The following is a 17509-nucleotide window of genomic DNA, read 5'->3' on the forward strand; positions in this document are numbered from 1 at the left end:
GGCGGACAATGAGCAGCAAGCCCGCGATCAATGACCAGATGCGCGAGAAGATCATCGCGCAGCCCGACGTGATCCTGGACGATCAGGATCTCATGCGCGCTCTCATCGCGGCCAACGAACGCGCGATGGGGGGCAACATCGTGGACCTGCGGGGCATCGCGATGGAGCGGCTGGAGGCCCGGCTGGCACGGCTGGAGGACACCCACCGCAACGTGATCGCCGCCGCCTACGAGAACCTTTCGGGCACGAACCAGGTTCACAGGGCGATCTTGCGCATGCTCGACCCCGTGGAATTCGAGGATTTCCTGCACGACCTCGGGGGCGAAGTGGCCGAGATACTGCGCGTCGACCGCGTCAGGCTCGTGCTGGAGACGACCCAGAAAGGCAATGACCCCGCCCTGCAGCGCATGGGCGACGTGCTGTCGGTGGCCGAGCCCGGTTTCATCGAGTCCTATCTCGCCGATGGACGGCCCGGACCCGTGCGGCAGGTGACGCTGCGCCAGCTGGGCGAGGGCGATGGCCGGGTTTACGGGGACGCGGCGGGGCATATCCGCTCGGAGGCGTGCTTGCTGCTCGATTTCGGAGAGGGTCGTCTGCCGGGCATGCTGGCCCTCGGGGCCGAGGACCCGCACCAGTTCAGCCCGCAGCAGGGCACCGACCTGCTGGCGTTCTTCACCGGCGTTTTCGAACGGGCGATGCGCCGCTGGCTGTCATGATGTCGCCGGCGGCCCGCGCCGCGCTGGAGGAGTGGCTCACGCATCAAAGGGCCCTCAAGGGGGCGTCGCAGAACACGGTAGATGCCTATGCCCGCGACGTGGCCGGGTTCCTTGATTTCATGGCCGCGCATCACGGCGGGGCGCAGGGGCTCGCCCCGCTCACGCGGCTCACAGTTACGGACATGCGCAGCTGGATGGCGGCCTGCCGGGCGGAGGGGATCGGCGCGCGCTCGCTTGCGCGGCGGCTGTCGGCGGTCAAGAGCTTCTACCGCTGGCTGTCACGACGCGACGGTTTCGACGCCACGCCAGTTCTGTCCGCGCGAACCCCGAAGTTCCACCGCAAGCTGCCCCGCCCGCTGACCGAGACGGACGCCCGCGGCGTCATCGACACGCTGGACCTTCAATCACCCACGCCGTGGATCGCGGCACGCGATCAGGCGGTCGTCACCCTGCTTTATGGCTGCGGCCTGCGGATATCCGAGGCGCTGCGCCTGACAGTCGACGTACTGCCCCTAGGATCGTCCCTGCGAATCACGGGCAAGGCCGGCAAGGAACGCGTCGTGCCCGTCATCGCCCCCGCCCGGGAAGCGGTGGACCGGTATGCCGGCCTATGCCCGCATGACCTTGCACAGGGCACCGCCTTGTTCCGCGGCGTGCGCGGCGGCGCGTTGTCGCCCCGGGCGGTGCAGAAGGTGGTCGCACAGGTGCGCATGCAGCTTGGCCTGCCCGCCTCCGTGACGCCGCATGCGCTGCGGCACAGCTTTGCCACGCACCTGCTCAACGCCGGTGGCGACTTGCGCGCGATACAGGAGCTTCTCGGCCATGCCTCGCTGTCGACGACGCAGGCCTATACCGGTGTCGATACCGCGCGGCTGACGGAAGTCTACCGCCGTGCGCACCCCAAAGCCTGATTGCGCCCGCGCGCATTTTGGGCCATGACGCCTTCATGACAAAACAGTTCAAGGCGTTACTGGTTCACCTCCTCACGGCAACGGGCGCAGTGTTCGCCATGCTGGCCATGCTGGCCGCCGTCGAGGAGGAATGGAGCCTTATGTTCCTTTGGCTGGTGGTGGCCTTCGCCGTCGATGGCGTCGATGGCCCGCTGGCGCGGCAATACGCGGTCAACACCAACTGCCCGCGGTTCGACGGCGTCCTGCTCGACCTCATAATCGACTACCTCACCTACGTTTTCATTCCCGCCTTCGCGCTTTTCAAATCCGATCTGCTGCCCGGCTGGACCGGCTGGTTCGCCATCATCGTGATCACCTATGCCAGCGCGATGTATTTCGCCGATTCCAAGATGAAGACGGAGGACAGTTCGTTCCAGGGGTTTCCGGGCTGCTGGAACATGCTGGTGCTCGTGCTTTTCGCGGTCGAACCGAATTTCTGGCTGATCCTCGTGCTGGTGGTCGCGATGTCGGTGGCGATGTTCTTGCCGCTCAAGTTCATCCACCCGGCCCGCACGAAACGCTGGCGAGTGGTGTCTTTCCCGGTAGCGGTTGCGTGGACGTTCTTTGCCGGGTGGGCGGCATGGGTTGATTTCCACCCCGAAAGCTGGGCCATCTGGGGTCTTGTCGGGACAAGCTTCTACCTGCTGTTCGCCGGCGCGTTCCAACAGCTTCTGCCGGAACGCTGACAGCTCAGATCAAAAGGCCCGCCGCACCCTCGTGGCGCAGCAGCCAGACCTTTGTCTCCACCCCGCCCGGTGCCGAAAAACCGCCAAGCCCGTGGGCGCCCAGAACACGGTGGCACGGGATCACGATGGGGATCGGGTTCGCGCCGCAGGCCGCGCCAACCGCCTGCGGCGAGACCTCCAGCCGCGCCGCCAGATCACCATAGCGGCAGGTCCGTCCGAAGGGGATGGCGCGCATCGCCACGCAGACAGACCGCTGGAACTCGGACCCCGAAACCCGAAGCGGCAGGTCGAACGACGCCAGCTGCCCGTCAAAATAGGCGCCCAGCTGCGCGGCGGCCTCGTCCAGCTCCGGCCGTTCATGCGCCGCCCCTGCTGCGGCGCCCCAGCGCACCGCCGTGATCGCGCTGCCATCGCTCACGACCGTCAGCGCCCCGAGGGGCGAGTCGATCGTCACGGCATATTCCGAGTATCCTGAGGTCATTCCGGTCTGGGCCACGCGACTGCACGGCCATGGTAAACCGCCGAGCGGTCCGACAGGAAGCCACAGCTTTCCCAAGCTGCGCCGAAATCCCGTCCGGCATGGTTGAGGCGTAAAGGCGCAGCGTGGCGGCGGCCGGCTATTCGGCCTCCAAAAGCACGGCCTCCACCCGGCGATTGGCTTCGCGCCCCCGCTCGGTGGTGTTCGGAGCGATCGGCGACAGGTAGCCCATGCCGTTCGACTCCAGCTGCCCCGCCGGCACGCCATGCCGCTCAACCAGCCGCGTCACAACCGAGGCGGCACGCCGGCGAGACAGCGAAACGTTGGCATCCAGCCCGCCAACCGTGTCGGTGTGGCCCACCAGCGCGATGCGCCGGCCCGCATTCGCCTTGAGATACTCGGCCAGCGCCGCGAGCGACGCGTAATTCCCATCTGACAGCGCGGCCGCGCCGGTATCGAATTCCAGATCGGGGAGCACGACATGCCCCTGCGCCAGAAGCCTTTCGATCAAGGTGGCCACCCCCGCCCCGGCGTCTCCGGTCTGGTTGCCGCTGCGCGCGGTCTCGGCGCGGTCGGTTGGCGTGTCGATCACGGGCGCGTCGCCCACCGCCACGATCTGCACGTATCCCGCCCCGCCCGCGCGGCTGACAAGCACCGAAACATAATCCGCGTCGTCGCGCCCGTTCTTGCGGGCCGAGAGAAAGCGGTAATCGAAAAGGTCCACGAACATGTCGGGCGCGGGCATGACCTCGACGCCGAAACGGAAGTCGAAGCCGCCACAACTCTCGTCGCGGCACTCGAACAGGATGTCATAGCCCCGTGCGGCAACCTGCTCCCGCAGGGGGGCGAATATCTCCAGCGTCGTACGCGCCTCGCCGTCGATACGCCACGCGCGCCGGGCAACCCGGCCCTCGACGGCGCGGGTCGGGACCTTGCCATTTGCATACGGGCCAAGGGGCAGGTCATAGGTGCCGGCGGGGCTTTCCTTCGCGCGTGTCAATTCGGCTCTTACCGGCAGGCTCAGCTCGAGCGCCTGCGCCGCGGCCGACCACAGCGCAAGAACCGCGACCAGCGGCAAGCCGCGGAAGAGTGTCAGCACCTCCCTTTCCACCGCGGTCAGCGCGCCTGCGCGTGATACTCGGGGTTGGGCTGCATCCCCGTCGCGCTCGCCACGCGGTTGGACATGGAAAAGAACCCCACGACGCTTGCTATGTCCCAGATGTCCCGGTCGGAAAAGCCCGCGTCACGCAGGGCTTGACGATCTGGTTCGCCCACCTCGGCGCTGGCTTTCGTAACCTTCTCGGCAAAGGTCAGCATGGCCCTCTGGCGGGCGTCCAGGTTTGCCATGCGCCAGTTCATCACCATCGCCTCGCCCAGCTCGGGCTGCCCCGACAGCTGGCGTACCGCCGCCCCGTGGGCCACTTGGCAATACCAGCAGCGGTTTATCGACGACACGACAACCGCGATCATCTCGCGTTCCAGCTTGGACAGGCCGCTGTCACCCAGCATGAGATCGTTGTACATCGCGGTGAAGGCGTCCAGCTTGGTCTTGTCGAAGGCATAGGCCCGCAGGACGTTGGGCACCATGCCAAGCTTTTCCTCGCAGATATCAAAGTACTTTTCCGTCTCGGGCGGCAGCGGGTCCGCCATGGGCAGGTCAAGGGCGGTGGGTTGGTCGTCTGTGTTCATTCGTGGCTGTCTTTCTCCTCGGTCCGGTAATGATACTGTCCCACAACGCCAAGGCCTAGGGAAGCGTAGAGACGATTGGCGGCCGTGTTGGCCCGCGTGCACAATGCCGCGATCCGGTCGGCGCCGTTGTCCGCGGCCCAGTGGGCCGCGTGACGCATGACCAGCTTGGCCATGCCCTTGCGGCGACAGGGCCGAACCACCTCAAGCGCGTGCACCATTGCGATGCCCTGATGGATCGCGGCAAAGGCCGTGGCGGCCGGCGTATACTCAAGCCGTCCGAGAAGCGCCGTCTTGGGATGGGCGGCGCGCTCCATCACGGCGATGCGGCCCGGCCCGATCCCCGCAGCCGTCCACATGTCGACCTGGATCGCCAGCGGCTCCCAGATATCGAAAACGCAACCGCGCGGCATGGGGTCCGCGATCAGCGGCGCGACGGGCCCGAGCCATGCGTTGACCGGGTCCACCACGCGATATCCGCGCGCCTCCAGAACCCCGTCCAGCGCCTCCTGTCCCTCGCGGATCATGAACAGCGGCGTTTGACCCAGTGCGCGCATCTCTCGCTCGGCCAGTGGCAGGTCGGCCTCGGTCACCACGTCCTCGGCGGTCGCGGCCGAGACCCGCTTGCCCCCGCCCTGCCCCGCGCGGATGGTCCATGGCCCCGACCGGCGCAGGGCTGCCGCTGGCCATGTGGCCTCGGTCACGCGACACAGGGTCTCGAAGTCCGTGGTCATGCGGCGAAAACGTCCTGCAACTCGCCCAGCGCCGCGTCGACCTCTGACGGGTCAGAACCGCGCAGCACCACGTTGGAACCGAACGCGCCGTCCCGCTGGAACGGGTAAGAACCGATGGAAAGATTGGGATACCTTTCCGCCAGGTCGGCCAGCGGGCCGGCGATGTCACCTTCGGGCCGCAGCACTTCCAGCGACCGGGAGCGAAGCGGCGCACCGCCCGTCAAGCGTGGCAGCAGGCTCTCGAGCATTGCCTCGAAAATGCGCGGGACCCCGGCCATCACGTGCACGTTCTCCAGCGTGAAGCCGGGCGCGGCGCTGACGGGGTTCTCGATCAGCGTGGCGCCGTCGGGAATGCGTGCCATGCGCAGCCGCGCCTCGTTGAGCTCCTGCCCTGTTCCGGCGTAGTGCGCCTCGAGCAGGGTGCGGGCATCTTCGCGAACGCCGATGGGCACACCGAAGGCCGCGGCGACGCTGTCGGCGGTGATATCGTCGTGGGTCGGCCCGATCCCCCCGGAGGTGAAAACGTGATCCCGCTCGCGGCGGAGTTGCCCGACGGCCCGCGTGATCGCCGCGGCGTCGTCGCTCACCACGCGCGCCTCCTTCAGGTCGATGCCCCGCGCCGTGAGCATGACCGCGAGGTGATGCATGTTCGCATCCCGCGTGCGTCCCGACAGGATCTCGTCGCCGATGACGAGCATGGCAGCCGTTGGATTGGACATGAAAGGCCTTTCTTGAACGGGTTCAAAGACCGGTATAGGGCGTCGCCCATGCGCTTTCAAACCCCGCTTGTGCCCGCCCGCCTGATACGGCGCTACAAACGTTTCCTCGCCGATATCCGGCTGGAGGCGGACGGGCGCGAGGTGGTCGCGCATTGCGCCAATCCCGGCTCGATGATGGGGCTGGCGGAGCCCGGCGCACGCATATGGGTGGAACCCAACGACGACCCGCGGAAGAAACTGAAATTCGGCTGGCGGCTGGTCGATCACGAGAACGGGCATTTCACCGGCGTGGATACAAGCCTGCCAAACCGGGCGCTGAAGGCGGCGCTCGAGGCGCGCACAGTGCCCGGGCTTTCCGCTTATGGCGCGGTGCTTCCCGAACGGACATACGGACGGGGTAGCCGGATCGATTTCCTGCTGCAGGAACCCGGCCTGCCCGATGCCTATGTCGAGGTGAAATCGGTCACTCTGTCGCGCTGCCCCGGCGTGGCCGAGTTTCCCGACAGTGTCACTGCCCGCGGCCTCCGGCATCTTGAGGAGCTTGCCGAGGTTGCCCGCGCCGGACAGCGCGCGGTGATGCTGTTTCTGGTGCAGCGCACCGATTGCCAGACCGTCACGCTGGCCGCAGACATCGACCCGGCCTATGCCGAAGCCTACGCAGCGGCGCGGGCGGCAGGGGTCGAAACACTCTGCCTTGGCTGCCGGATCAGCCAGGAGTCGGTGGAGGTGGCGGCTCCGCTGTCGTTCTGCCACCGCCGCGGCACGTGATGGCGGGCCCGGCGATCCTGCGCAGGCTCTGGAATGTCGGGCGCGGCTGGATTAAACAAGGCGCGCAAACGAAAGAACGCGACCGGAGCCGACCCTTGCAGAACGATCACCCCGGCAGGCAGACACGTGAAGGCATCCGCATTCACGAAAAGGGCGATTTCGCCGGCATGCACAAGGCCGGCGAACTGGCCGCGCACATCCTCGACGAGGTAGCCGACCACGTCTACCCCGGCCAGACCACCGGCGAGCTCGACCGGATGATCGAGGAAATGGTCGAGAACGCTGGCGCGAAATCGGCGACCATCGGCTACAAGGGCTACCAGCATGCCAGCTGCATCAGCGTCAACCACGTCGTCTGCCATGGCATCCCGGGCGACAAGCGCCTCAAGGAAGGCGACATCCTCAATATCGACGTCACCGTGATTGTCGATGGCTGGTACGGCGACACGAGCAGGATGTTCGTCGCCGGAAAGCTCTCGCGCAAGGCCGACAGGCTGATCCAGGTGACCCATGACAGCCTGATGAAGGGGATCGAGGCGGTCCGCCCCGGCAACACCTTCGGCGATATCGGCCACGCCATCCAGGAATACGTGGAAAGCCGCCGCATGAGCGTCGTGCGCGATTTCTGCGGCCACGGGCTGGGCCGCGTTTTTCACGCCCCGCCCAACGTGCTTCACTACGGCCGCGCCGGAACCGGCCCCGTGCTGGAGGAGGGGATGTTTTTCACCATCGAGCCGATGGTCAATCTCGGACGGCCAGAAACCAAGGTGTTGTCGGACGACTGGACCGCCGTGACCCGCGACAAGTCGCTCTCGGCACAGTTCGAGCATTCGGTGGGTGTCACGGCACAGGGCTGCGAAATTTTCACGCTCTCGCCGGCCGGTCGCTTTCACCCGACATGGCGCACGGAGTAGCCTTCTTTCGCCCACCGGGGCACGAACCGGCAACCGGACGTTGAATACCTGGCTGCACCGACGCTGCATTTGCCGCGCACGGGCACAAAAAGGCCACGTTTTGTTGAAATATTCGCGCCAGTTCGGACATACTGGGCCGCGACATCGGCTTATGACCAATTAACCGAAGCCCGCTAACAACAAGATGGCCGATCGGAGCAGGACCGGAGCCACTGGATGCTCGAGTTCGAAAATGTCAGCAAGTCCTTCTGGACGGGCCGCCAGCGCAAGGTCATCCTCGACAGGGTGTCCTTCCGCGTGGAACTGGGGCGCAGTCTCGGAATCCTTGCGCCCAATGGTACAGGCAAGACCACGCTCATCAAGATGATGGCCGGGCTGGAGAAACCCGACGAGGGCAACATCCGGCGGGGCTGCCGCATCAGCTTTCCGCTGGGGTTCATGGGCGGTGTCGTGGCCAAGGTCTCGGCCAAGGAAAACGCGCGTTACATCGCCCGGCTCTACGGGCTGGATCCCGACTATGTGGAGGCGTTCTGCCGCTGGCTCTGCGGTCTGGGCGAGTATTTCGATCAACCGCTCGGCACGTATTCCTCGGGTATGCGCGCACGGTTCACCTTTGCGCTGATGCTGGCGCTGGATTTCGATATCTACCTCGTGGACGAGGGAATGCCGAGCTCTACCGACGTGGAATTCAACCGCAAGGCCGGCGAGATCCTGAGGGAGCGGCTGGCGACCACCACTGTCGTGATCGTGTCGCACCAGCCCCGGACGCTGGAGAAGTTCGCCCGGTCGGCCGCGGTCCTGATGGGCGGCAAGCTCTACATGTTCGATACCTTGGAAGAGGCGAAACAGCTTTATGACTACGAAAACCAAGGCTAGGAAATTCCGCATCCGCCGTACGCCGGCGCAGGGCGGAACGGCCGGCCCCCAAGGCCAGGCCGCCGCGCCACAGGGCGGCCATGCGGCGACGAGCGACGGCTCGGCTGCCCGCGCCGCACAGGAAAATATCGCCCAGCACCCCGGCCAGGAGCACGCTGCCCGCCCCCCCGCTCAGGAGCAGGAGGACCATGGACAATACGCAGCCCCCAGCACCCCCGGGCCGGGCGCTGCGGCGCCGCACGACATAGACTCCATCCGGCGCGAGGGCCTGACCGGCCGACAGCTGCGCATGGCCCGGCGGATGGCACAGAAACAAGGTCTCGCCCCCACCTCGGATTTCGATGCCGTGAGGCTGCTGCGTGCCAAGGGAATCGACCCGTTCCAGCGGGCCAACGTGCTGGAACTGGTCACCCCCGGCCGCAACGACCCCGCGCAACGGCAAGAAGGCGAAGAGCGGGTCCAGCTTCCCCAGACCGTGCCGGCGGGCGAGTCGCAACTGCCCTCGACCGAATCCAGCCCGGCCGACCGGCGCGCCGCCGAGATCATGCAGATCCAGCGCGACATCGGCCGCAGGCGCCGCCGCCGGCTTGCACTCCTTTCCGCCAAGCTTCTGGCCTTCGTGTTCCTTCCGACCTTCCTCGTCGGCTACTATTTCTACAACATTGCCACCCCGATGTATTCGACCAAGTCGGAGTTCCTCATCCTCACCGCGGATGGGCTGGGCGGCAGTTCCGCGGCGCAAGGGCTTTTCAGCGGCACCGCCTTCGCGACGGGGCAGGATTCGATCGCCACGCAATCCTATCTGGAATCCAAGGACGCCATGCTGCGCCTCGACCGGGACGAGGGGTTCCGCGAGCATTTCAGCCAGGATTTCATCGACCCCATCCAGCGTCTGCCCGATGACGCCACGAACGAGAAGGCCTACAAGCTCTATTCGAAATACGTCAGCCTTGGCTACGATCCGACCGAGGGTGTCATCCGGATGGAGGTATCGACGGCCGACCCCGAGGTCAGCCAGCGTTTTTCCGAGAAACTCATCGAGTATGCCGAGGAGCGTGTCGACCAGCTCAGCCAGGAAAAGCGGCAGGACGCGGTCAAGACCGCCGAGCAGAGCCTCGAGGAGGCCAAGGCCGAACGACGGGCGGCGCAGGAACGTCTGGTCCGCCTGCAGGAGGGCTCGATCCTCGACCCCGAGGGCGAGATCGCCAACATCCGCGCCCTCATCCAGAACGTTGAAATGCAGCTGCAGGAAAAACAGCTCGCGCTCAACACCCAGCTCAACAACCAACGCCCGAACGCGGCCAAGGTCGAGGCGCTGCGCAGCCAGATCGAGGTGCTGAAGGCAGAGCTTGAAAAGCAGAACGCCCGCCTGACCGAGGCCACCGGCGAATCCAGTTCGCTCGCATCGCAGGCGGCCGCGATCGAGATCGCCAAGGCGGACCTCGCCACTGCCGACATGATCCTGCAATCTGCGCTGGAGACCAAGCGCCAGTCCGAAATCGAGGCGAACAAGCAGGTGCGCTACCTCACGGTCAGCGTGCAGCCCGTGGCGTCGGAGGATGCCTCCTATCCCCGCGCTTTCGAAAACACTTTGGTTGCGTTCCTCATATTTGCGGGTATCTACCTGATGATATCGCTCACCGCGTCCATCCTCAGAGAGCAGGTATCGTCGTAAGCCATGAAACACGTTGCCCTCAACGGGCTGGACATCGGCAATGACAGGCCGCTGACGATTATCGCCGGGCCGTGCCAGCTCGAATCCGCGGACCACGCGCAGATGATCGCCGGAACAATGGCCGAGGCCTGCACGGCCGCTGGCGCCCAGTACGTGTTCAAGGGATCCTTCGACAAGGCCAACCGCAGCGCGCTCTCGGGCGAACGCGGCCCCGGTCTCGACGCGGGGCTGACGATGTTGCAATCCGTCAGGGACACCCTCGGCGTACCGGTCCTGACGGACGTGCACCTGCCCGATCAGTGCGCCGCCGTGGCAGAGGTGGCGGATGTGCTCCAGATCCCTGCGTTCCTGTGCCGCCAGACCGATTTGTTGCTGGCCGCGGGCGCGACCGGCGCGGCGATCAACGTGAAAAAGGGACAGTTCCTCGCCCCCTGGGACATGGCCGGCGTCGTGTCCAAGCTTGAAAGCACGGGCAATACGCGGCTGATGCTGACAGAGCGCGGATCGAGTTTTGGTTACAACACGCTCGTGGCCGACATGCGCGCCCTGCCGCAGATGGCGGCCACCGGCTACCCGGTGGTCATGGACGCCACCCATTCCGTGCAACAGCCCGGCGGTCTTGGCGACTGCTCGGGCGGGCAGCGCGAATTCGCGCCCGTCATGGCACGGGCCGCCGTGGCCGTGGGCATCGCCGCCGTGTTCATCGAGACGCACGAGTCGCCGGACACGGCCCCGTCCGACGGGCCCAACATGATCCGCTTGGATGAAATGCCCCGCCTCGTTAGAACGCTGATGGATTTCGATCGGCTGGCCAAGGCCGCGCCGATCCGCATTTGACCGAAAGGATTTTCTGCATGACCAGGCCGCTGCCCGATGTCTCTCCCAACACCTGGGCCTTTCTGCGCGATCCGATGATCGCGCCCACCGGCTTTCGCGAATACGACGCGCGCTGGAAATACCCCGAAGAGATCAACCTGCCCGGCATGACCGCCCTCGGCCTCGGGCTGGGTACGCAGATGCGCCGCCGCGGCATCGCACCGGTCATCGCGGTCGGCAACGATTACCGCGACTATTCCCTGAGCATCAAGAACGCGCTCATCCTTGGGCTGATGCGGGCCGGGATCGAGGTCAAGGACATCGGCCCGGCGCTGTCGCCCATGGCCTATTTCGCACAGTTCCACCTCGACGTGCCGGCGGTGGCGATGGTCACGGCCAGCCACAACCCCAATGGGTGGACGGGCGTCAAGATGGGCTTCGACCGGCCGCTCACCCACGGCCCCGAGGAAATGGCGGAGCTGCGCGATATCGTGCTGGAAGGCCGCGGCGAGCCGCATGCCGGCGGCGGCTACGAATTCGTCGACGGGGTGCGCGAGGCGTATCTCGACGATCTCGTTGGCGATTTCCGCATGAGCCGCAGGCTCAAGGTCGTCTGTGCCACCGGCAACGGCACGGCAGCCCATTTCGCCCCGGAATTGTTCGAGCGCATCGGCGTCGAGGTCGTGCCGTCCCATACCCGGCTGGACTACACCTTTCCCAACTACAATCCGAACCCCGAGGCGATGGAGATGCTGCACGACATGGCCGCCACGGTGCGGGATACCGGCGCCGACCTCGCCCTGGGCTTCGACGGAGACGGCGACCGCTGCGGCGTGGTGGATGACGAGGGCGAGGAGATATTTGCCGACAAGGTGGGCGTCATCATGGCGCGCGACCTGTCCAGGCTGTACCCGGGCGCAACCTTCGTTGCCGACGTCAAATCCACCGGCCTGTTCGCCTCGGATCCGCTGTTGCAGGAGAACGGCGTCAAGGCAGACTACTGGAAGACCGGGCACAGCCACATGAAGCGGCGCGTGAAGGAAATCGGGGCGCTCGCGGGGTTCGAGAAATCGGGCCACTATTTTCTCGCCAAGCCGATCGGTCGGGGTTATGACTGCGGCCTGCGTGTGGCCGTCGAGATCTGCAAGCTTATGGACCGCAACCCCGGCATGTCCATGTCCGACCTGCGCCGCGCCCTTCCCACGACGTGGTCGACGCCCACCATGTCACCCCATTGCCCCGATACCGAGAAATACGAGGTGCTGGACCGGCTGGTGCAAAAGCTCGTGGCCAAGCAAGAGGCCGGCGAACGCGTTGGCGGCCGCCCCATCAAGGAAGTCGTCACCGTCAACGGCGCCCGCGTGATCCTCGACAATGGCAGCTGGGGGCTGGTGCGGGCCAGCTCCAACACCCCCAACCTCGTCGTCGTTTGCGAAAGCAGCGACAGCGCGGAAGAGATGCGCGCGATATTCGAGGACATCGATACGGTCATCCGTACCGAACCCTCGGTCGGCGCCTACGACCAGAGCATCTGAGCCCGAGAAAATTCGCAGAATTTTCTAAGAAATAGAATTTTTTGCGAAAATTCTTCGACACGTCATTCCGACAGCGTGTCAAGCTTGCGGGCAAGCTTGACATCGAGCGAACTCAGCCCGCCCACGTCGTGGGTGGTCAGCGTGACGTTGACCGTCTTGTAGACGTTGGACCATTCCGGGTGATGGTTCCATTTCTCCGCCCACATCGCGGCCCGGGTCATGAAGCCGAAGGCCTCGACGAAATTGGCAAACTCGAAGGTCTTCGAGATCGCGTCGCGTTCTTTGTCAAGACTCCACCCGGCCTCCAGCAGCGGCTCCAGGGTGGTCTTTCGAGCGGTGTCGCTGAGATGTTCTGTCACTGGTGATCCTCCGTTTTTTCCTTTCGGAACGGGCCGTAAGCGGTAAGAACCTCGATATCCTCCTCGACCGCGTTCCTCTCTGCTTCAAGATAACGCGCGACGGCCTCGGCGAAACCCGCGTCGCGCATCCAGTGCAGCGAATGCGTCTCCGTCGGCAGGTAGCCGCGCGCCAGCTTGTGCTCGCCCTGCGCGCCGGCCTCAACGCGGGCCAGGCCGTGGGCGATGGCGAAATCGATCGCACGGTAATAGCACAATTCGAAATGCAGGCAGGGGTGATGCTCGGTGCAGCCCCAGTAGCGTCCGAAAAGCGCGTTGCGCCCGATCATGTTCATGGCGCCGGCCACCGGGCGTCCGTCACGTTCTGCCAGCACCAGCAACGTGTCGTCGCGCAACGCCTCATGCGCCAGATCGAAAAAGGCGCGCGTCAGGTAGGGCATCCCCCATTTGCGCGCCCCGGTATCCTGGTAGAATGTCCAGACTGCATCCCAATGATGCCTCTGTATGTCCTCGCCGGTCAGCAGGCGTATCTCGCCGCCGAACGCATCGGCCTCCCGCCGTTCCTTGCGGATCGTCTTGCGCTTGCGCGACGAAAGCGCGGCGAGAAAATCATCGAAACCGGCGTAGCCTCGGTTCAACCAGTGAAACTGCTGCGAGGTGCGCGGCATCAACCCCAGCTGCCGGCCGGCCTCGGCCTCTTGCGCGGTGCAAAAGGTCACATGCACCGAGGACAGCCGGTTTCTTTCCGCAAGCTCCACCATTCCCTGCACCAGCGCCGCGCGGCCAGCCACGTCGTGGCCCGGCCGGGTCAGCAGGCGCCGGCCGGTGACGGGGGTGAAGGGGACCGCAACCTGCAGCTTGGGATAATACCTGCCGCCGGCGCGCTCATAGGCATGGGCCCAGTTGAAATCGAATATGTATTCGCCCTGGCTGTGGGACTTGGCATAGAGCGGCGCGCAGGCGATCACCTCGCCCCCCGACTCCGCCACCAGGTATTGCGGCTGCCAGCCCGTGCCCGGCCCGACGGAGCCGCTGTCCTCCAGCGCGCGCAGAAAACGGAACGTCGTGAACGGGTCCTCCGCCCGTCCGCCATCCGCGGCCTCCGGGCATGCGCAGGCGTCCCATGTGGGCTGCCCGATCGTGTCGAGCCTGTCATGCACGCTGATCGTGACCGCCTGTCCGTCCATGGCGCCGCGCCTCCGGTTACATGCATAACCTGTGACCGATCCGCCGCGGATCAAGCCGGTATCACGGCACGATACCCCTCGAAGGTGATATTGTCGGCCACCTGCCGCGCCCGTGCCTCGGCCTCGGGGGAGCGGATTGTCCAGCAAAGCACTGCCGCGCCCCGCGCCCTTAGTTCGGCCACGCGCGGGCGGTGCAGATCCGCGGCGTGGTGGCTCACGAAACTGCACCCGGCCGCGTCGTAATCCGCGATGTCCCGCAACCTGGCACGGGTCTGCTCGGGCAGGTCGGGCCAGTCGCGGGGCGCGTACGCGCAGGTCACAAGACCGCGCGCGCGCCCCGGCGCCAGCGTTGCCATGCGCCGCACCATGTGCGGGTTGAACGACATCAGCGCCAGCGGCCCGTCATAGGCCGCGATGTCATCGGCTGCCGCGCGTTCCAGCGTGCCGTCCGTCTCGCCGAGGCGGCCGTGCTGGTCCTTGAGTTCCACCAGAAGCGGCACACGCCCCGACACCAGTGCCAGCACGTCCGACAGCGCCGGGACCGTCTCGTCACTGCCGGACAACCGTATCGCTGCCAGCTCCGCGGCATCGCGCGCACGAACCGGGCCCTTTTCGGACGTCAGGCGCCCAAGGTCGGGGTCATGGAACACCATCGCCCGGCCGTCGCGGCTCGGCTGCAGGTCGATCTCGATGCCATACCCGGCCGCGACGGCGGCGCGGATCGCCGCGCGCGAGTTTTCGGGCCGGCCATCGGCGGCATCGTGCAGCGCGCGGTGCGCGATCGGCAGGCGTAGGAATACGGGCGCCAGCGCGGTCATTCGATTTCGAAAATCCCCTCGATCTCGACCGCCACGCCGAACGGCAGGGAGGCCGCCGACACGGCCGAACGCGAATGCTTGCCCGCCTCGCCCAGCGCCTCACCGAGGAAGTCCGACGCCCCGTTGATGACAAGCGGCTGCTCGCCGTATTCGGGCGTGGAATTGACGAACCCGGTCAGCTTGACCACCCGCTTCATCCGGTCGAGATCCCCCCCGCAGGCCGCCTTGACCTGCGCCAGGAGCGCGATGGCACACGCCTTGGCCGCCTCGGCACCTTGCGCGGTGTCCATGTCATCGCCCAGCTTGCCGGTGATCAGCCGCTCGCCCTCCTTGGCAATCTGGCCCGAGACGTAGAGCGTGTTGCCGACCTGAACATACGGCACGTAGTTGGCCGCCGGCATCGGCGCCTCGGGCAGCGTCACGCCCAGCCGCGCCAGATTGTCCTCGAATTGTCCCATCTCTTTGCCTCCCGAGTCGGTGTCTCGGCGACGCTAGCGGGTCGCGGTAGCGAAGGAAATCGCATTCGCAGCCTTTTTCGCGCAGTCCCGACCCGTCGCTCACCGGCACCGGCCCCTGCGGGCATGACCCAGCTAGTCACGGAACGCCCTGACGAAGAAATCCGACAGGGGTTTGACCAGATAGGCCAGCGGCGTGCGGTCCGCGGTGCGGATAAAGGCCTCGGCCGGCATGCCGGGAATCAGGGTGACCCCGTCGGGAAGCCTGCCCGTTTCGCCGTCTGGCAGCGCGATCTCGGCGCGGTAATAGCGCTGGCCCGTCGCCTCGTCGCGAAACGCGTCCGCCGAGACCCGCGTCACCTGTCCGGTCAGCTCCGGTGCGCGGCGCCTGTCCAGCGCCGGGAAGCGCAGCACAACCTCCTGCCCGGCGCCGACGGAATCCACGTGGATCGGGTCGACACGGGCGCCGATGACCAGCGGGCGGTCCTGCGGCACGATGTAGAGCAGCGGTTCGGCCGGGCGGACCACCGCGTGCGGGCCGTGGACATTGAGATCATAGACGACGCCGCCGACCGGCGCGCGGAGATCCAGCCGGTCGATGCGCTCCAGCAAGGCGCGGCGCTCCTCCCGCAGCTCCAGCTCGCGATGGCGCAGGTCGCGCAACGCCGCGATTGCCTCCTCGCGCCTGCGCGCTTCGAGCTTCAGGATCTCGATGCCGATCTCGGTCATGCGCCCGCGCGCCTGTGCCTCCGCCGCCGCGAGTTCGCCCATGCGCCCGCTGAGCCGGGCCGCTTCCCGGCGCAGGCCGAGCACGCGCGTGGCCTGAGCAAGGCCACGGTCGAGCAGGGTTTGCTGACCGTCAAGCTCCCGGCTTATGAGCGTGCGCTGACGTGCCAGCGCCGCGCGTTGCGCCTGGATGCCTTCTATCTGGCTGCGGATCTGGCCGCGCCGTTTGCCCAGCTGGTCGATCTCCTGCCCGACCGAGGCGGAGCGCGCCCTCAGCAACCGCGCCTGTCCCGCGACCAACTCCGCGACCCGTTCATCCGTCGCCGCCGCTTGACGCAAGAGCGGATCGAAACTGATCTTCGGCGCACCGTCACGTTCGGCCGCGAGCCGGTCGCGCCGGGCCACGACCTCGAAAAGCTGGGTCTCGATGATTGCCAGCCGCGAGTCCAGGGCGGCCCCGTCCAGCCGCAACAGCACCTCGCCGGCCCGGACCCGGTCGCCTTCCTCCACCGCGATGGCGGCGACAACGCCGCCGTCAGGATGCTGGACGACCTGCCGGTTCCGGTCCACTTCCAGCCGTCCCGGCGCGATGATGGCACCGGAGATGCGGGTCAGCCCCGCCCAGCCGCCGAAACCGGCCAACAACACCATCAGGCCGAGCAGCCCGGCGGCCATCGGCCCGCGCACCGGCCACGCCGCCCGTTCGTCGCCGCTCACCGCACGCTCCCGCTGCCCGTCGCCCCGAGAACGACCGCATGGTTCTGCGTGACCTGCCGAAGCACCTGCTCGGACGGGCCGAAGGCGCGCAGCATTCCGTCCTCCAGCATCAAGAGCCTGTCGCATTCGCGGATCGCGGCCGGCCGGTGCGCCATCAGCAGAACGGCCCGGCCGTCGGCCTTGGCCGCGCGCACGGCGGCATTGAGCGCAGTGCTGCCCTCGTTGTCGAGATTGGCGTTGGGTTCGTCGAGCACCAGCATCACCGGATCGCCGTAGAGCGCGCGGGCCAGGCCGATACGCTGCATCTGCCCACCCGAGAGGCACGCGGTGTCATTGCGCAACACGGTGTCGTACCCCTTGGGCAGGGACAAGATCATCTCGTGGGCGTCGGCCTTGCGCGCGGCGGCGACCACCTCCTCGTCGTCGGGCGGATCGCTCAGCCGCGCGATGTTCTCCGCGATGGTGCCGCCAAACAGCGTCACCTGCTGGGGAAGATACCCGACGTGACGGCCGAGCGCCTCTTGCCGGTACTGGTCGAGCGCCGCGCCATCCAGCCGGACCGACCCGGCCGCCGGTGTCCAGACCCCGGTGAGCGCGCGCGCGAGCGTCGACTTGCCCGCGCCCGACGGGCCGATCACGCCGACCGCCTGTCCCGGCTCGACGTGAAATGTCACGCCGCGCAGCGCCGCGCGGGCCT

20 protein-coding genes are annotated in these 17509 nt (G+C 66.6%); 9 read left to right on the forward strand and 11 right to left on the reverse strand.

Translation table 11 applies throughout. The features are described from left to right. Window positions 1-8: 8 nt before the first annotated feature. The 3 genes from ACH13J_RS07710 to ACH13J_RS07720 are packed head-to-tail and all read left to right on the forward strand — an operon-like array spanning window position 9 to window position 2352. On the forward strand, window positions 9-716 hold the full coding sequence (locus ACH13J_RS07710; protein WP_397542743.1) for a DUF484 family protein: 708 nt from the start codon (window positions 9-11) through the stop codon (window positions 714-716). Next, a complete protein-coding gene (locus ACH13J_RS07715; RefSeq protein WP_397542744.1) occupies window positions 713-1627 on the forward strand; it encodes a tyrosine-type recombinase/integrase in 915 nt (304 codons plus the stop codon). The genes ACH13J_RS07710 and ACH13J_RS07715 overlap by 4 nt, the downstream gene beginning before the upstream one ends. 35 nt (window positions 1628-1662) lie before the next feature. Beyond that, complete coding sequence (locus tag ACH13J_RS07720) at window positions 1663-2352, forward strand: CDP-alcohol phosphatidyltransferase family protein (protein ID WP_397542745.1); 690 nt, start codon at window positions 1663-1665, stop codon at window positions 2350-2352. A gap of 4 nt (window positions 2353-2356) precedes the next feature. Here the strand turns inward: ACH13J_RS07720 and ACH13J_RS07725 are convergent, their stop codons facing one another. From ACH13J_RS07725 to ACH13J_RS07745, 5 genes are all read right to left on the reverse strand, one after another. Next, window positions 2357-2833: a methylated-DNA--[protein]-cysteine S-methyltransferase gene (locus tag ACH13J_RS07725; protein ID WP_397542746.1), complete on the reverse strand. Its 477-nt coding sequence runs from the start codon at window positions 2831-2833 to the stop codon at window positions 2357-2359. A gap of 136 nt (window positions 2834-2969) precedes the next feature. After that, complete coding sequence (locus ACH13J_RS07730; RefSeq protein WP_397542747.1) at window positions 2970-3929, reverse strand: OmpA family protein; 960 nt, start codon at window positions 3927-3929, stop codon at window positions 2970-2972. A gap of 17 nt (window positions 3930-3946) precedes the next feature. Further along, a complete protein-coding gene (locus tag ACH13J_RS07735) occupies window positions 3947-4519 on the reverse strand; it encodes a peroxidase-related enzyme (RefSeq protein ID WP_397542748.1) in 573 nt (190 codons plus the stop codon). Continuing rightward, window positions 4516-5250 carry a GNAT family N-acetyltransferase gene (locus ACH13J_RS07740; protein ID WP_397542749.1) on the reverse strand — a complete coding sequence of 245 codons (735 nt, stop codon included), beginning with the start codon at window positions 5248-5250 and terminating at the stop codon, window positions 4516-4518. Before ACH13J_RS07740 ends, ACH13J_RS07735 begins: the two co-directional genes overlap by 4 nt. Beyond that, a complete protein-coding gene (locus ACH13J_RS07745; protein ID WP_397542750.1) occupies window positions 5247-5969 on the reverse strand; it encodes a molybdopterin-binding protein in 723 nt (240 codons plus the stop codon). The genes ACH13J_RS07740 and ACH13J_RS07745 overlap by 4 nt, the downstream gene beginning before the upstream one ends. Window positions 5970-6017: 48 nt before the next feature. Between ACH13J_RS07745 and sfsA the strand changes: the two genes are divergently transcribed. From sfsA to ACH13J_RS07775, 6 genes are all read left to right on the forward strand, one after another. Beyond that, a complete protein-coding gene (gene sfsA / locus ACH13J_RS07750) occupies window positions 6018-6737 on the forward strand; it encodes a DNA/RNA nuclease SfsA (protein WP_397542751.1) in 720 nt (239 codons plus the stop codon). Between the two features lie 95 nt (window positions 6738-6832). Next, window positions 6833-7651 carry a type I methionyl aminopeptidase gene (map, locus tag ACH13J_RS07755; protein WP_397542752.1) on the forward strand — a complete coding sequence of 273 codons (819 nt, stop codon included), beginning with the start codon at window positions 6833-6835 and terminating at the stop codon, window positions 7649-7651. A gap of 216 nt (window positions 7652-7867) precedes the next feature. Beyond that, window positions 7868-8527 carry an ATP-binding cassette domain-containing protein gene (locus tag ACH13J_RS07760; protein ID WP_397542753.1) on the forward strand — a complete coding sequence of 220 codons (660 nt, stop codon included), beginning with the start codon at window positions 7868-7870 and terminating at the stop codon, window positions 8525-8527. Next, a complete protein-coding gene (locus ACH13J_RS07765) occupies window positions 8505-10202 on the forward strand; it encodes a capsule biosynthesis protein (protein WP_397542754.1) in 1698 nt (565 codons plus the stop codon). The genes ACH13J_RS07760 and ACH13J_RS07765 overlap by 23 nt, the downstream gene beginning before the upstream one ends. A gap of 3 nt (window positions 10203-10205) precedes the next feature. Continuing rightward, a complete protein-coding gene (gene kdsA, locus ACH13J_RS07770) occupies window positions 10206-11039 on the forward strand; it encodes a 3-deoxy-8-phosphooctulonate synthase (RefSeq protein WP_397542755.1) in 834 nt (277 codons plus the stop codon). A gap of 17 nt (window positions 11040-11056) precedes the next feature. After that, window positions 11057-12553, forward strand: coding sequence for a phosphomannomutase/phosphoglucomutase (locus ACH13J_RS07775; protein WP_397542756.1), 1497 nt, complete (start codon window positions 11057-11059; stop codon window positions 12551-12553). Window positions 12554-12615: 62 nt separating this feature from the next. Here ACH13J_RS07775 and ACH13J_RS07780 read toward each other — a convergent pair whose 3' ends face one another. From ACH13J_RS07780 to ACH13J_RS07805, 6 genes are all read right to left on the reverse strand, one after another. Further along, window positions 12616-12912 (reverse strand): 4a-hydroxytetrahydrobiopterin dehydratase, encoded by a 297-nt coding sequence (locus ACH13J_RS07780; RefSeq protein WP_397542757.1) that lies wholly within the window; start codon window positions 12910-12912, stop codon window positions 12616-12618. Beyond that, the gene (locus ACH13J_RS07785; protein WP_397542758.1) at window positions 12909-14096 is read right to left on the reverse strand and encodes a GNAT family N-acetyltransferase; all 1188 of its coding nucleotides are present in this window, start codon (window positions 14094-14096) and stop codon (window positions 12909-12911) included. Before ACH13J_RS07785 ends, ACH13J_RS07780 begins: the two co-directional genes overlap by 4 nt. A gap of 50 nt (window positions 14097-14146) precedes the next feature. Beyond that, complete coding sequence (locus ACH13J_RS07790; protein WP_397542759.1) at window positions 14147-14914, reverse strand: glycerophosphodiester phosphodiesterase family protein; 768 nt, start codon at window positions 14912-14914, stop codon at window positions 14147-14149. After that, a complete protein-coding gene (locus ACH13J_RS07795; protein ID WP_397542760.1) occupies window positions 14911-15372 on the reverse strand; it encodes a RidA family protein in 462 nt (153 codons plus the stop codon). Before ACH13J_RS07795 ends, ACH13J_RS07790 begins: the two co-directional genes overlap by 4 nt. 132 nt (window positions 15373-15504) lie before the next feature. Further along, entirely contained in the window at window positions 15505-16812 is a 1308-nt protein-coding gene (locus tag ACH13J_RS07800) for an HlyD family type I secretion periplasmic adaptor subunit (protein ID WP_397542761.1), read from the reverse strand. After that, a partial coding sequence (locus ACH13J_RS07805) for an ATP-binding cassette domain-containing protein (RefSeq protein ID WP_397542762.1) occupies window positions 16809-17509 on the reverse strand: 701 nt, incomplete at its 5' end. The genes ACH13J_RS07800 and ACH13J_RS07805, both read right to left, overlap by 4 nt.

The sequence above is a fragment of the Roseovarius salis genome (assembly GCF_044472985.1).
GTDB lineage: Bacteria > Pseudomonadota > Alphaproteobacteria > Rhodobacterales > Rhodobacteraceae > Roseovarius > Roseovarius salis.